Source organism: Klebsiella terrigena (assembly GCF_012029655.1).
Lineage (GTDB): Bacteria > Pseudomonadota > Gammaproteobacteria > Enterobacterales > Enterobacteriaceae > Klebsiella > Klebsiella terrigena.
In genome coordinates this window covers 600650-614508 of record NZ_CP050508.1, presented here as the reverse complement: position 1 = coordinate 614508, position 13859 = coordinate 600650, and the positions used below count along the sequence as shown (strand labels likewise).

Sequence of the window (13859 nt, the reverse complement as noted above, 5' to 3'; positions counted from 1 at the left end):
GTAACTCATCCGACCACATAACAATAATGTTACATATTCGACCCTGGAAGCCATTATGAGCCACTATCCGTCGTTATTCGCTCCGCTCGACCTGGGTTTTACCCAGCTTAAAAACCGCGTGCTGATGGGCTCCATGCATACCGGGCTGGAGGAACACGCCGACGGCGCGGAGCGGCTGGCGGCCTTTTACGCCGAGCGCGCGCGTCACGGGGTTGCGCTGATTGTGACCGGCGGCGTGGCGCCTGCCGCCTCCGGCGTTACGATGGCCGGCGGCGCGGTGCTCAACGACGCCAGCCACCTTGCGCATCACCGGCACATTACCGACGCGGTGCACCGCGAAGGCGGCAAAATCGCCCTGCAGATCCTGCATACCGGCCGCTACAGCTACCAGCCGCAGCTGGTCGCCCCTTCGCCGCTGCAGGCCCCGATTAACCGCTTTACCCCGCACGCCCTGAGCCACGATGAGATTCTGCAGCTGATCGACGATTTTGCCCTCTGCGCCCAGCTGGCGCGGGAAGCGGGCTATGACGGCGTCGAAGTGATGGGCTCGGAAGGCTACCTGATCAACGAATTCCTCGCCGCGCGCACCAACCACCGCGACGACGACTGGGGCGGCGACTACGCTCAGCGCATGCGCTTTGCCGTCGAGGTCGTACGGGCCGTGCGCCAGCGCGCGGGCGCCGACTTTATTATTATTTATCGCCTGTCGATGCTCGATCTGGTGCACGACGGCAGCACCCTGCCGGAAGTGATTATGCTGGCAAAAGCCATTGAGGCGGCGGGCGCGACGATTATCAACACCGGCATCGGCTGGCACGAGGCGCGCATTCCGACCATCGCCACGCCGGTGCCGCGCGGCGCCTTTAGCTGGGTGACCCGCAAGCTGAAAGGCGCGGTGTCGATTCCGCTCATCACCACCAACCGAATTAACGATCCGCAGGTGGCGGAGGCGATCCTCGCCCGCGGCGACGCCGATATGGTGTCGATGGCCCGCCCTTTCCTCGCCGACGGTGAATTCCTGACGAAGGCGCAAAGCGGCCGGGCGGATGAGATCAATACCTGCATCGGCTGCAACCAGGCCTGCCTCGATCGGATCTTCGTCGGTAAAGTAACCTCCTGCCTGGTTAACCCTCGCGCCTGCCACGAAACCCTGATGCCGGTCACCCCTGCCGCCGCGCCGAAACGGCTGGCGGTAGTCGGCGCCGGCCCCGCAGGACTGGCCTTTGCCGTCAACGCCGCCTCGCGCGGGCACCGCGTGACGCTGTTCGACGCGCAAAAAGAGATCGGCGGCCAGTTTAATATCGCCAAACAGATCCCCGGCAAAGAGGAGTTCTATGAAACCCTGCGCTACTACCGGCGGATGCTGGAACTGACCGGCGTCGATCTGCAGCTTAATACGCCGATCGACGCCGATCGGCTAATGGCGTTTGATGAGACGATCCTCGCCACCGGTATCGCGCCGCGGATGCCGGATATCGACGGCATTACGCATCCGAAGGTGCTGAGCTATCTCGATGTGCTGCGCGATAAGGCGCCGGTGGGCGACAGCGTGGCGATTATCGGCTGCGGCGGCATCGGCTTTGATACCGCGATGTACCTCAGCCAGCCGGGGGCCGCCACCAGCCAGGATATTGCCGGGTTCTGCGAGGAGTGGGGAATTGATACCAGCCTGCAGAACGCGGGCGGACTGCGGGCGGAAGGCGCCCGGCTGCCGAAAAGCCCGCGCAGGATCGTCATGCTTCAGCGTAAAGCCGGTAAGCCCGGCGACGGCTTAGGCAAAACCACCGGCTGGATCCACCGCGCCACCCTGCTGGCTCGCGGCGTGAAAATGATCCCGTCGGTAAGCTATCAGAAGATCGACGATGAGGGGCTGCACGTGACGATCGACGGCGAAACCCAGCTGTTCAGCGTCGATCGGGTGATTATCTGCGCCGGTCAGGAGCCGAAGCGCGAGCTAGCGGATCCGCTGCGGGCGGCGGGGAAAAGGGTGCATCTGATAGGCGGCTGCGACGTGGCGACGGAGCTCGATGCCCGCCGCGCGATTGCCCAGGGAACCCGATTGGCGCTGGAGATTTAGCGCCAATCGCCCGGCGGCGCAGCGCCTTTGTGGGCAACCGCCGCCGGCAGGTCAGCGAATCAGCGCAGCCTGCGCGCCTTCACCGCTTTCAATACCACGAACTTATTGTTGGTGGCGACGGTGGTGCAGTTGCCGAAGATTTTCTTCAGCTTATGGAAATAGTCCAGGTGACGGTTCGCCACGATGTACAGCTCGCCGTTGACCTTCAGGCAGCGGCGCGCATGGTGGAACATCTCCCAGGCGATATTATCCGTCAGCGCATGCTTCTGGTGGAACGGCGGGTTGCACAGCACGGCGTTAAAGCGGAAAGGCTCCACGCCCGACAGCGCGTTGTTAATCATAAATTCGCAGCGGTCCAGCGCTTCCGGCATGTTGGTTTCAACGTTCAGGCGGCTGGAGGCAACGGCCATCGGCGATTCATCAACAAACACCACGCTGGTCAGCGGGTTTTTCTCCAGCAGCGTCAGGCCAACCACGCCGTTGCCGCAGCCGAGATCGACAATCTCACCTTCGAGGTTGGAAGGAAGATGCTCGATAAAGAAACGTGCGCCAATATCCAGCCCGGTGCGGGAGAAGACGTTCGCATGGTTGTGGATAGTCCAGTCGGTGCCGTCCAGCTTCCAGCTGAGGGTTTCCGGGGCATCGGCCAGCGCCGGTGCGCTGAAGGTGCAGTTGATCAGGCGCGCTTTCTTCCAGGCCAGGGTCGTGGTGGTCGGGCCCAGCACCTTTTCAAACAGCTCCAGCGTGGAGGTATGAATATCCCGCGCCTTGGCTCCGGCGATAATGCGGGTTTGCGGCGTCACCACCAGGCGCAGCGCGCGCAGCTGCTGCTCCAGTAGCGCCATCGTTTTCGGCACTTTTATCAGCACCACGCCCGGCGCCTGCGGGTATTCGGCGGTGCTGTCGAGAAACTTGACGCTGGATTCAGCAATATCGTTATGGCGCAGGTTCTCACGAGTGGCGAGCTCGGTGAGGTACGAGTCGCCGATGCTGTAAGGCGTATGTTCGGCCAGCGCGCAGCTCAAGGCGCCAAAGGTGTCGTTCAGAATCAGGACCGGGCCGTTAATCTCCGTATCGTCCAACTGCTGCAGCAGGTATTCATCCGCCGCTTCCCACGCCAGCAGTGGGTTAACGTCGTCCGTTTCCGGGAAACGTTTCAGTGTCAGTGAACGGAAACCGTTGTCTAAGTGGCTCATCGGCCCTCCTGAGTGGTAAAATTTTGGCGTTATCCCTGAAAAGGGTGCGTGAGTATACCCTTTTTATTTTTTATTTGGGGCTTTGATGAGTCAACTAACTTACCTGCAGGGCTATCCGGAGAGTTTACTCTCTCAGGTGCGCACATTAATTGCCGAGCAGCGCCTTGGCGCGGTGCTGGAAAAACGCTATCCACAGAGCCACGACGTCAACAGCGATAAGGCGTTGTATCAATATACCCAGGATCTGAAAACCCGCTTTTTGCGCGGCGCGGCGCCGGTGAATAAAGTGATGTATGACAGCAAGATCCACGTGCTGAACAACGCGCTCGGCCTGCATACCGCCATTTCGCGCGTGCAGGGCGGCAAGCTGAAGGCGAAGGCCGAAATTCGGGTCGCGACGGTGTTCCGCGATGCGCCGGAAGCCTTTCTGCGGATGATTGTGGTTCATGAGCTGGCGCATCTGAAAGAAAAGGACCACAACAAAGCCTTCTATCAGCTCTGCTGCTATATGGAGCCGCAGTACCACCAGCTGGAGTTCGATACCCGCCTGTGGCTAACGCACCTTTCGCTAAATCGTTCTGCGCAGTAGCGCACTGGTTTTGTCATGATGGCATGCTAGAGTGGCAAAAGGTTCCCTTTCACGGAGTTCGTCAACCTTTATGATTCGTTTCGCAGTTGTTGGCACAAACTGGATAACCCGCCAGTTTGTCGATGCCGCCCATGAAACCGGCAAGTATAAGCTCACCGCCATCTACTCCCGCAGCCTTGAACAAGCGCAGGCTTTCGCTAACGATTACCCGGTCGAACACCTGTTCACCTCGCTGGACGATCTGGCGCAGAGCGATGCCGTTGACGCGGTGTATATCGCCAGCCCGAACTCCCTGCACTTCCCGCAAACGCACCTGTTTTTGACGCATAAAAAGCACGTGATTTGCGAAAAACCGCTGGCCTCCAATATCCGCGAAGCCGAAGCCGCTATCGCCGCCGCGAAGGAAAACCAGGTGGTGCTGTTCGAAGCCTTTAAAACCGCCAGCCTGCCCAACTTCCAGCTGCTGCAGCAGTCGCTGAGCAAAATTGGCCGCCTGCATAAAGCCTTTATCAACTACTGCCAGTACTCTTCACGCTATCAGCGCTACCTCGACGGCGAGAACCCCAACACCTTCAATCCGGCCTTCTCTAACGGCTCGATCATGGATATCGGCTTTTACTGCCTGGCCTCGGCGGTCGCGCTGTGGGGCGAGCCGCGCGCCGTCCACGCCAGCGCCAGCCTGCTGGAGAGCGGCGTCGACGCCCAGGGCACGGTGGTGCTGAGCTATCCTGATTTCGACGTCACCCTGCACCATTCGAAAGTGAGCGACTCGACGCTGCCGAGTGAAATCCAGGGGGAAGCCGGCGCGCTGGTTATCGAGAAAATCTCCGAATGCCAGAAGGTGTGCTTCATTCCGCGCGGCGGAAAAGCCCAGGACCTGACGCAGCCGCAGCATATCAATACTATGCTGTATGAAGCGGAAGAGTTTGCCCGGCTGGTTGAAGCCAATCAGGTTACTCACCCGGGCCTGGAGGTTAGCCGCATTACGGCGAAGCTGCTGAGCGAGATTCGCCGTCAGACCGGGGTCGTTTTCCCGGCGGATAGCCTGCCTGCGGCGTAAAAGAGTGTAAGGTGCCGTCAGCGACCATTGACGCCATTTATGACTTGTAATACTTTGTTACGCGCAAAGGGGAGTAACTTCCTTGCCGGTGGATCGTCATTACGATGCGTGTCAAAGCGCATCCGGTCGCCGGGCAACGGTAAAAGGCCGCGTCCTGTGGGCGAGTTCTTTTACCGTTGTAAGTGAGACCTTGCCGGAAGGCGAGGTCTATGCATAAACACGCAGCGGCTGCCGTCTTCCGACGTCAGCCGTTTTGTTTTTATGTAAGGAATATCGTAATGAATAGTGTCGGCACACCGTTGTTATGGGGCGGATTCGCTGTTGTCGTGGTGATCATGCTGGCTATCGACCTGCTGCTTCAGGGACGTCGCGGTGCGCATAGCATGACCATGAAGCAGGCCGCGGGCTGGTCAATTTTGTGGGTCACTCTCTCCCTCCTCTTTAACGCCGCTTTCTGGTGGTATCTGGTACAAACCGAAGGGCGCGCGGTCGCCGATCCGCAGGCGCTGGCCTTCCTCACCGGCTACCTGATCGAGAAAGCGCTGGCCGTTGATAACGTCTTTGTCTGGCTGATGCTGTTTAGCTACTTCGCCGTACCGCCTGCGCTACAGCGTCGGGTGCTGGTATACGGGGTTCTTGGGGCGATCGTGCTGCGTACGGTGATGATTTTCGCCGGCAGCTGGCTTATCTCCCAGTTTGAGTGGCTGCTCTATATCTTCGGCGCGTTCCTGCTGTTTACCGGCGTGAAGATGGCGCTGGCGAAAGAGGATGATTCCGGCATCGGCGATAAGCCGCTGGTACGCTGGATCCGCAGCCACCTGCGGATGACCGATAAAATTGAGGGCGAGCACTTCTTTACCCGGCAAAACGGCGTGCTGTTCGCCACGCCGCTGCTGCTGGTGCTGATCCTCGTGGAGATAAGCGACGTCATTTTCGCCGTCGATAGCATTCCGGCTATTTTCGCCGTCACCACCGATCCGTTTATCGTCCTGACCTCGAACCTGTTCGCGATCCTCGGCCTGCGCGCGATGTACTTCCTGCTGGCAGGCGTGGCGGAACGCTTCTCGATGCTGAAATACGGCCTGTCGATCATTCTGGTCTTTATCGGTATCAAGATGCTGATCGTCGATTTCTACCATATCCCGATCGGCATTTCCCTCGGTACGGTAGGCGGGATTCTGGCGCTGACGCTGCTGATCAACGCCTGGGTCAACCAGCAGCACGATAAGAAAAAGCGGCTGCAGTAAGCCGCTCATGGCCGGGTGGAGTCCCCTTTCCCCCGGCCCTTCGCCTTCACCGCGCATTATTTTACCAATGTCACAAAATCGTTAAAATACAGTTAAAAAATCAGATCCCGCCGCAATAAGCAGCATTTTACGCTTCCTCCCTGGCGCTGTTTCCGTATACTCAACCAGGCAAACATTTACTTACATCCGGACATAAACGTAACAAATAATACGCCCCGGAGCGGAAAGCCACATCACTGGAAGGAATAAATCATGACGACTCACACTCCCCCATCAGGCCTGCTGAAGCGCCTGTCCCAGGGTAGCCTGGTGAAACAAATTTTACTGGGTCTGGTTCTCGGCGTGCTGCTGGCACTGGTGTCAAAACCTGCCGCAATCGCCGTTGGCCTGCTGGGAACGCTGTTCGTCGGGGCGCTGAAAGCCGTCGCCCCGGTGCTGGTTCTGATGCTGGTTATGGCCTCAATCGCCAACCACCAGCAGGGGCAAAAGACCAATATTCGCCCGATTTTATTCCTTTATCTGCTGGGCACCTTCAGCGCCGCGCTGACCGCCGTGCTGTTCAGCTTTATCTTCCCTTCCACGCTGCATCTGACCACCGCCGCCGACAGCATTACGCCGCCCTCCGGGATCGTAGAAGTGCTGCGCGGGCTGCTGATGAGCATGGTGGCAAACCCCATTGATGCCCTGCTCAACGCCAACTATATCGGGATTCTGGTATGGGCCGTGGGTCTGGGATTTGCGCTGCGCCACGGTAACGAAACCACGAAGAATCTGGTTAACGACGTCTCCAACGCGGTGACCTTCATCGTGAAGGTGGTGATTCGTTTCGCGCCGCTGGGTATCTTCGGCCTGGTCTCCTCGACCCTGGCGACGACCGGGTTTGATACGCTGTGGGGCTACGCCCAGCTGCTGCTGGTACTGGTAGGCTGTATGCTGCTGGTCGCGCTGGTGATTAACCCGCTGCTGGTATTCTGGAAGCTTCGCCGCAATCCCTATCCGCTGGTATTGATGTGCCTGCGTGAAAGCGGCGTGTACGCCTTCTTTACCCGCAGCTCCGCGGCGAATATTCCGGTCAATATGGCCTTGAGCGAGAAGCTGAACCTGGATCGTGACACCTATTCGGTTTCTATCCCGCTCGGCGCCACCATCAATATGGCCGGAGCCGCCATCACCATTACGGTGCTGACGCTGGCGGCGGTTTATACCCTGGGCATCCCGGTCGATTTACCTACGGCTCTGCTGCTCAGCGTCGTGGCTTCCCTGTGCGCCTGCGGCGCGTCCGGCGTGGCGGGCGGCTCGCTGCTGCTGATCCCATTAGCCTGCAACATGTTCGGTATCCCGAACGACGTCGCCATGCAGGTCGTGGCCGTCGGCTTTATCATCGGCGTCCTGCAGGACTCCTGTGAAACCGCGCTGAACTCCTCCACCGACGTGCTGTTTACCGCCGCGGTCTGTATTGCCGAAGACGAGCAGCTGGCGAAAAACGCTCTGCGCAGCTAATCCGCGGCCCCAGTAAGGGCCTGTAAAACGCAACGGCGTATCATCATCTGATACGCCGTTTTTGCATCGCCTTGCCCACTCTTTAACTCCGCAGTTTAGCCCTTAGCGGCCGCTAAACGGAGCCAACGCCGCGGCGGCGTAAAGAGTGACGCGTCATTAGAGAGTGACGCCGCTTTTAAAGATCGCCAGCTCGCGGAAGTCGTTGCGTTCGTTGCAGGTCTGCCTGCCGCTGGCAATCTCGGCGATTGTGTCGACAAACTCCTCCAGCAGCTGCGGCATGGCTTTACCGTGAATCAGCTGGCCGGCATCGAAATCAATCCAGTGTTTCTTTTTCGCCGCCAGCTCGCTGTTGGTGGCGATTTTTACCGTCGGCACGAAGCCGCCGTAAGGCGTGCCGCGCCCGGTGCTGAATAGCACCATGTGGCAGCCGGCGCCGGCCAGCGCGCTGGTCGCCACCGCGTCGTTGCCCGGCGCGCTCAGCAGGTTCAGGCCGTGCACCTTCAGGCGCTCGCCGTAGCGCAGGACGTCCACCACCTGGCTGGAGCCCGCTTTCTGCGTGCAGCCCAGCGACTTATCTTCGAGAGTGGTGATGCCGCCCGCTTTATTGCCCGGCGATGGGTTCTCGTAAATCGGCTGGTTGTGCGCAATGAAGTACTGCTTAAAGTCGTTCACCATGGTGACCAGCTTGTCGAAGGTCGCTTCATCGCGGCAGTGGCTCATCAGCAGCTGCTCGGCGCCGAACATTTCCGGCACCTCCGTCAGTACGGTTGTGCCGCCGTTAGCGATCAGGTAGTCGGAAAAACGCCCCAGCATCGGGTTGGCGGTGATCCCCGACAGCCCGTCCGAGCCGCCACATTCGAGGCCAAACTTCAGCTCGCTGAGCTTGCCCGGCTCGCGCTTGTCCTCGCGCATCGCCTGATAAAGCTCGTGGAGATGTTCGATCCCCGCCTCCACTTCATCTTCCTGGGCCTGGCAGACCATAAAGCGCACGCGCTGCGGGTCGAAGTCGCCCAGCGTCTCCCGGAAGGCATCGACCTGATTATTTTCACAGCCGAGGCCGATCACCAGCACCGCGCCGGCGTTGGGATGACGCACCATATTTTGCAGCATGGTGCGGGTGTTAATATGGTCATCCCCCAGCTGCGAGCAGCCGTAGGTGTGGCTGAAGAGGAAAACGCCGTCGGTGCCTTCCGCGTCATGGGTCTCTTTCAGGAAGCGATTCTGAATCTGACGCGCAATGCCGTTGACGCAGCCAACGGTCGGCAGGATCCACAGCTCGTTGCGCACCCCGACATCGCCGTTAGCCCGGCGATAAATCTGCACCTCGCGATCGGCAGGCTGCGCCGACGGCTCGGCGAGATCCGGTTGATAGCTATACTCGTCAAGGTCGCTCAGGTTGGTCCGCGTATTGTGGGCGTGAATATGCTCCCCTGGCGCGATATCCGCCAGCGCATGACCAATGGGCAAACCATACTTAATGACGTTTTTTCCCTTCGCAATGCCGCATAGCGCGAACTTGTGCCCGCGGACGATATCCTGGCCTAGCGTGACTACCGCATCGTCGATAGTGACCGTCGTGCCTGCCGCCATATCAGCCAACGCCACCGCGACGTTGTCCTGCGAATGGATTTTAATGTATTGCATATCAACCGACCTCTGGTCTTAGTTCAGTTCAATGGCGAAGTAATCACGCGCATTGTTAAAGCAGATGTTTTGCACCATCTCGCCCAGCAGCTGAATATCCGCCGGCGCTTCTCCTGCCTCTACCCAGCGGCCGATCATCTGGCACAGGATGCGGCGGAAATATTCATGGCGCGTGTAGGAGAGGAAGCTGCGGCTGTCGGTCAGCATGCCGACGAAGCGGCTCAGCAGGCCAAGCTGAGCCAGCTGGGTCATTTGACGCTCCATGCCGTCTTTCTGATCGTTGAACCACCAGCCGGAACCGAACTGCATCTTGCCCGGCATCCCCTCGCCCTGGAAGTTACCGATCATGGTGCCCAGCACTTCGTTATCGCGCGGGTTCAGGCAGTAGAGGATGGTTTTCGGCAGCAGGTTCTCTTCATTCTGCTTGCTCAGCAGCTTCGACAGCTCTTCCGCCATCGGCCGATCGTTGATGGAGTCGAAACCAACGTCCGGCCCTAACAGCTTGAACTGGCGCTGGTTGTTGTTACGCAGCGCGCCGATGTGGTACTGCTGTACCCAGCCGCGGCGGGCGTACTCTGCGCCGAGGAACACCAGCACGGCGGTTTTGAACTGCGCGACTTCGCGCTCGCTCAGGACGGCACCGGTCAGGCGGCGGGCGAGGATGCTATCCAGCTCGGCCTCGCTGGCTTCGGCAAACAGCACCACGTCCAGCGCATGGTCGGAGACTTTACAGCCGTGGGCCGCGAAGTGATCGAGACGCTTCGTTAACGCAGACTGCAGGTCGGCAAAGCGGCGAATATCGGTATCGGATACTTCGCCCAGCGTCGCCATATAGTCACTGAAGGTCGCCTGTTCGATATTAAACGCCTTATCCGGACGCCAGCTCGGCAGGACTTTGGTGGTGAAGCTCGCGTCTTTTGCTACCGCCGCGTGGTGTTCCAGCGAATCAACCGGATCGTCGGTCGTCCCGACCATTTTCACGTTCATCTGCTGCATGATGCCGCGGGCAGAAAAACGCTCCTCCGCCAGCAGCGCGTTGCACCGATCCCAGATCTCATCGGCGGTAGCCGGAGACAGCACCTTACCTGTAATACCAAAAGGACGACGCAGCTCAAGATGCGTCCAGTGGTATAACGGGTTGCCAATGGTATGCGGCACGGTGGCGGCCCAGGCGGCAAACTTCTCGCGATCCGACGCATCGCCGGTACACAGGCGTTCAGCAACGCCGTTTGTGCGCATCGCGCGCCATTTGTAATGATCGCCTTTCAGCCAGATGTCATACAGATTTTTAAAACGATAATTTTCGGCAATCTGCTGCGGAGGCAGGTGGCAGTGATAGTCGAAAATCGGCTGTTCTTTGGCGTAGTCATGGTACAGACGGCGGGAAAATTCGGTATCAAGCAGAAAATCTTCAGTCATAAACGGTGTCATTTTCTTTTCCTCTTCGCCCCTTTGCGGAGCCCTTCAGATGATTGACTATCATGCTGACAAAGTTATCACACCAATTTCCAGAGGCCGAAATCTTTTTCGTGAGTTAGATCAATAAACGCTGACAAAAAAATTACCGCCAAAGGAGTAAAAGCTTCGCCAGGCCGCGCCAGTACTGGCTTTACTCGCAGAGGATAATACCCCCATAAACTTTCCCACTTTTGTGACGGCACTCAACCTTTGAAGTTGTATGACAAGTTATCTTGCTTTCGTCGAAACATATGAACCGACGGAATGTATTACCGATGACGACAGGCATCGGATTGAACGGTATGGATGCCGGATTAAACATAACGATTGATGGCAAGGTTCGGGCCATACGGGTTTCCTACCCTGAGCCCTCCGTTCTCCCTCTTCATCGCCGTTACGGGGCTGAAGATGGCCGCACTCGCTGCGGATATAAAACAAACGATGAGGTTTTACATGCGTAAAATTAAAGGGTTACGTTGGTATATGATCGCACTGGTGACATTGGGCACCGTGCTGGGGTACCTGACGCGTAACACTGTGGCTGCGGCTGCGCCAACTCTGATGGAAGAGTTACACATCTCCACCCAACAGTATTCCTATATCATCGCGGCCTACTCGGCTGCTTATACCGTTATGCAGCCTGTTGCGGGCTACGTGCTGGATGTTCTCGGTACCAAAATCGGCTACGCCTTCTTCGCTATCGCCTGGGCTATTTTCTGTGGCTCAACGGCACTGGCAGGCAGCTGGGGCGGATTAGCCCTGGCGCGTGGCGCCGTGGGTGCAGCTGAAGCCGCCATGATCCCAGCGGGCCTGAAGGCCAGCTCGGAATGGTTCCCGGCCAAAGAGCGCTCCATTGCCGTTGGCTACTTCAACGTTGGCTCCTCGATCGGCGCGATGATCGCGCCGCCGCTGGTGGTCTGGGCGATTGTGATGCACAGCTGGCAGATGGCGTTCATCATCTCCGGCGTCCTGAGCTTCGCATGGGCAATGGCGTGGCTGGTGTTCTATAAGCACCCGCGTGACCAGAAAAAATTAACCAGCGAAGAGCGCGACTACATCATCGGCGGCCAGGAGTCTCAGCATCAGACCAACAACGGTAAGAAGATGTCGCCGTGGCAGATCCTGCGCAACCGTCAGTTCTGGGGTATCGCCCTGCCGCGCTTCCTTGCGGAGCCGGCCTGGGGGACCTTCAACGCGTGGATCCCGCTGTTCATGTTTAAAGTGTATGGCTTTAACCTGAAAGAGATCGCCATGTTCGCATGGATGCCGATGCTGTTCGCTGACCTCGGCTGCATCGTGGGTGGCTACCTGCCGCCGCTGTTCCAGCGCTGGTTTGGCGTCAACCTGATCGTCTCGCGTAAAATGGTCGTCACCATGGGCGCCGTACTGATGATTGGCCCGGGTATGATTGGCCTGTTCACCAGCCCGTTCGTGGCTATCGCCCTGCTGTGCGTCGGCGGCTTTGCTCACCAGGCGCTGTCCGGGGCGCTGATTACGCTCTCTTCCGACGTATTCGGTCGTAATGAAGTGGCGACCGCTAACGGCCTGACCGGTATGGCAGCCTGGATGGCGAGCACCATGTTTGCGCTGGTGGTCGGCGCGCTGGCGGACACCATCGGCTTTAGCCCGCTGTTTGCCGTGCTGGCGGTCTTCGACCTGTTGGGTGCCATCGTCATCTGGACCGTACTGAAGAACAAATCGGCGGACGACGATCCCACCCCGCTCAGCACCAGTAAACCGGTGACGCAAAGCTAGCGACTGCACCGCAAGATTGACCCGCTCAAGCCGCCTCGATAAAGGCGGCTTTTTCATGCCTGGCAGTGGTGGGATGTGCGTAAAAGTGGTATAACAAATCCAATATTGTCGCCATCTTCCGGGAGCGAATATGGAAATCACAGAACCACGTCGTTTGTATCAACAGCTGGCCGCAGAGTTGAAGGCACGTATTGAACAAGGTGTCTACCTGGTGGGCGATAAGCTGCCCGCAGAGCGGTTTATTGCCGACGAGAAAAGCGTTAGCCGTACCGTGGTTCGCGAAGCCATTATCATGCTGGAAGTCGAAGGCTATGTGGAAGTACGCAAAGGCTCGGGCATTCACGTTATCTCCAATCATCCGAAGCACCAGCAGCCGATCGACGAGACCCTGGAGTTCGCCAACTACGGTCCGTTTGAGCTGCTGCAGGCCCGACAGCTGATTGAGAGCAATATCGCCGAGTTTGCCGCCACCCAGGTGACCAAGCAGGACATCATGAAGCTTATGGAGATCCAGGAGAACGCGCGCAAAGAGAAGTGCTTCCGCGATTCCGAGTGGGACCTCCAGTTTCACGTTCAGGTTGCCCTGGCGACCCAGAACTCCGCTCTCGCGGCGATTGTCGAAAAAATGTGGACCCAGCGCGTGCACAACCCCTACTGGAAAAAACTGCACGACCATATCGACATGCGCACCGTCGATAGCTGGTGCGACGATCACGATCAGATCCTTAAAGCGCTGATTCGTAAAGATCCGCACGCCGCGAAGCTGGCGATGTGGCAGCACCTGGAAAACACCAAGCTGATGCTGTTCAACGAAACCAGCGATGATTTTGAATTCAACGCCGATCGCTACCTGTTTGCGGAAAATCCGGTTGTTCACCTCGATACCGCCGCCAACGGCGTAAAATAAGCGATTATCCTCATTCCGGGCCGACGACCAGCGTCCGCCCGCCATCCTGACCAGGTAAGCAAACATCTATAGTGTCAGCCTGTGTAAAGACACTCGCCACTCGCCGCCGCAATCAGCAAAATCAACAAGCAACAAACTGCAATTTATCTGCCGTAAAGTCAGCGGTTTTGTTACAATTAGATGCATTTCGTCGTTCTGCGGCTCGCATTTGCTTATCTTTATCTGATGCACGCCTATCCCTTCAGGGTACGTGCAGAGAGCAAAGGAAGAGATACCCGGTAGCGTGGATAGCAATAGCGGCTGGTTTTTCCGCGCAAAAGTAGCCTGGAACGACCTGAAGAAGATGATGCCAGACAGGGATCCGTTCAGACCGCATCAGCAGCGACCATAATCCAATAACAACCTATGTCGCTATATTTACACTGC

Annotated in this window: 10 protein-coding genes; 7 read left to right on the top strand and 3 right to left on the bottom strand. The window is 58.2% G+C overall.

Features of this window, described 5'->3' with window-relative positions:
• Positions 1–55 precede the first annotated feature (55 nt).
• On the top strand, positions 56–2077 hold the full coding sequence (locus HCK03_RS02955; protein ID WP_167691102.1) for an NADPH-dependent 2,4-dienoyl-CoA reductase: 2022 nt from the start codon (positions 56–58) through the stop codon (positions 2075–2077).
• Between the two features lie 59 nt (positions 2078–2136).
• On the opposite strand, the gene rlmG is transcribed toward HCK03_RS02955, so the two are convergent.
• Positions 2137–3273, bottom strand: a complete 1137-nt coding sequence (gene rlmG / locus HCK03_RS02950) for a 23S rRNA (guanine(1835)-N(2))-methyltransferase RlmG (RefSeq protein WP_041147336.1) — start codon at positions 3271–3273, stop codon at positions 2137–2139.
• A gap of 85 nt (positions 3274–3358) precedes the next feature.
• Here rlmG and HCK03_RS02945 point away from each other — a divergent pair, with 85 nt between their 5' ends.
• The 4 genes from HCK03_RS02945 (at position 3359) to sstT (ending at position 7669) form a co-directional block, all read left to right on the top strand.
• A complete protein-coding gene (locus HCK03_RS02945; protein WP_041147337.1) occupies positions 3359–3862 on the top strand; it encodes a M48 metallopeptidase family protein in 504 nt (167 codons plus the stop codon).
• A gap of 70 nt (positions 3863–3932) precedes the next feature.
• Positions 3933–4922 carry a Gfo/Idh/MocA family protein gene (locus tag HCK03_RS02940; protein WP_041147338.1) on the top strand — a complete coding sequence of 330 codons (990 nt, stop codon included), beginning with the start codon at positions 3933–3935 and terminating at the stop codon, positions 4920–4922.
• Positions 4923–5200: 278 nt separating this feature from the next.
• Positions 5201–6169: a TerC family protein gene (locus HCK03_RS02935; RefSeq protein WP_143966419.1), complete on the top strand. Its 969-nt coding sequence runs from the start codon at positions 5201–5203 to the stop codon at positions 6167–6169.
• Positions 6170–6421: 252 nt separating this feature from the next.
• Positions 6422–7669: a serine/threonine transporter SstT gene (gene sstT / locus HCK03_RS02930; RefSeq protein WP_041147340.1), complete on the top strand. Its 1248-nt coding sequence runs from the start codon at positions 6422–6424 to the stop codon at positions 7667–7669.
• A 156-nt stretch (positions 7670–7825) separates the two neighbouring features.
• Here sstT and HCK03_RS02925 read toward each other — a convergent pair whose 3' ends face one another.
• Positions 7826–9313, bottom strand: coding sequence for a UxaA family hydrolase (locus HCK03_RS02925; RefSeq protein WP_076946589.1), 1488 nt, complete (start codon positions 9311–9313; stop codon positions 7826–7828).
• A gap of 18 nt (positions 9314–9331) precedes the next feature.
• Complete coding sequence (uxaC, locus tag HCK03_RS02920; protein WP_041147342.1) at positions 9332–10744, bottom strand: glucuronate isomerase; 1413 nt, start codon at positions 10742–10744, stop codon at positions 9332–9334.
• 480 nt (positions 10745–11224) lie between these two features.
• Between uxaC and HCK03_RS02915 the strand changes: the two genes are divergently transcribed.
• Both HCK03_RS02915 and exuR read left to right on the top strand, forming a co-directional pair.
• Positions 11225–12526: an MFS transporter gene (locus HCK03_RS02915; protein ID WP_041147343.1), complete on the top strand. Its 1302-nt coding sequence runs from the start codon at positions 11225–11227 to the stop codon at positions 12524–12526.
• 130 nt (positions 12527–12656) lie between these two features.
• Positions 12657–13433, top strand: coding sequence for a transcriptional regulator ExuR (exuR, locus tag HCK03_RS02910; protein WP_041147344.1), 777 nt, complete (start codon positions 12657–12659; stop codon positions 13431–13433).
• Positions 13434–13859 lie beyond the last annotated feature (426 nt).

What these genes read in the sequence shown, in the direction of transcription:
- HCK03_RS02955 (WP_167691102.1), top strand. Translation starts at nt 56, where the DNA reads ATGAGCCACTATCCGTCGTTATTCGCTCCGCTCGACCTGGGTTTTACC.
- rlmG (WP_041147336.1), bottom strand. Translation starts at nt 3,273, where the DNA reads ATGAGCCACTTAGACAACGGTTTCCGTTCACTGACACTGAAACGTTTC.
- HCK03_RS02945 (WP_041147337.1), top strand. Translation starts at nt 3,359, where the DNA reads ATGAGTCAACTAACTTACCTGCAGGGCTATCCGGAGAGTTTACTCTCT.
- HCK03_RS02940 (WP_041147338.1), top strand. Translation starts at nt 3,933, where the DNA reads ATGATTCGTTTCGCAGTTGTTGGCACAAACTGGATAACCCGCCAGTTT.
- HCK03_RS02935 (WP_143966419.1), top strand. Translation starts at nt 5,201, where the DNA reads ATGAATAGTGTCGGCACACCGTTGTTATGGGGCGGATTCGCTGTTGTC.
- sstT (WP_041147340.1), top strand. Translation starts at nt 6,422, where the DNA reads ATGACGACTCACACTCCCCCATCAGGCCTGCTGAAGCGCCTGTCCCAG.
- HCK03_RS02925 (WP_076946589.1), bottom strand. Translation starts at nt 9,313, where the DNA reads ATGCAATACATTAAAATCCATTCGCAGGACAACGTCGCGGTGGCGTTG.
- uxaC (WP_041147342.1), bottom strand. Translation starts at nt 10,744, where the DNA reads ATGACACCGTTTATGACTGAAGATTTTCTGCTTGATACCGAATTTTCC.
- HCK03_RS02915 (WP_041147343.1), top strand. Translation starts at nt 11,225, where the DNA reads ATGCGTAAAATTAAAGGGTTACGTTGGTATATGATCGCACTGGTGACA.
- exuR (WP_041147344.1), top strand. Translation starts at nt 12,657, where the DNA reads ATGGAAATCACAGAACCACGTCGTTTGTATCAACAGCTGGCCGCAGAG.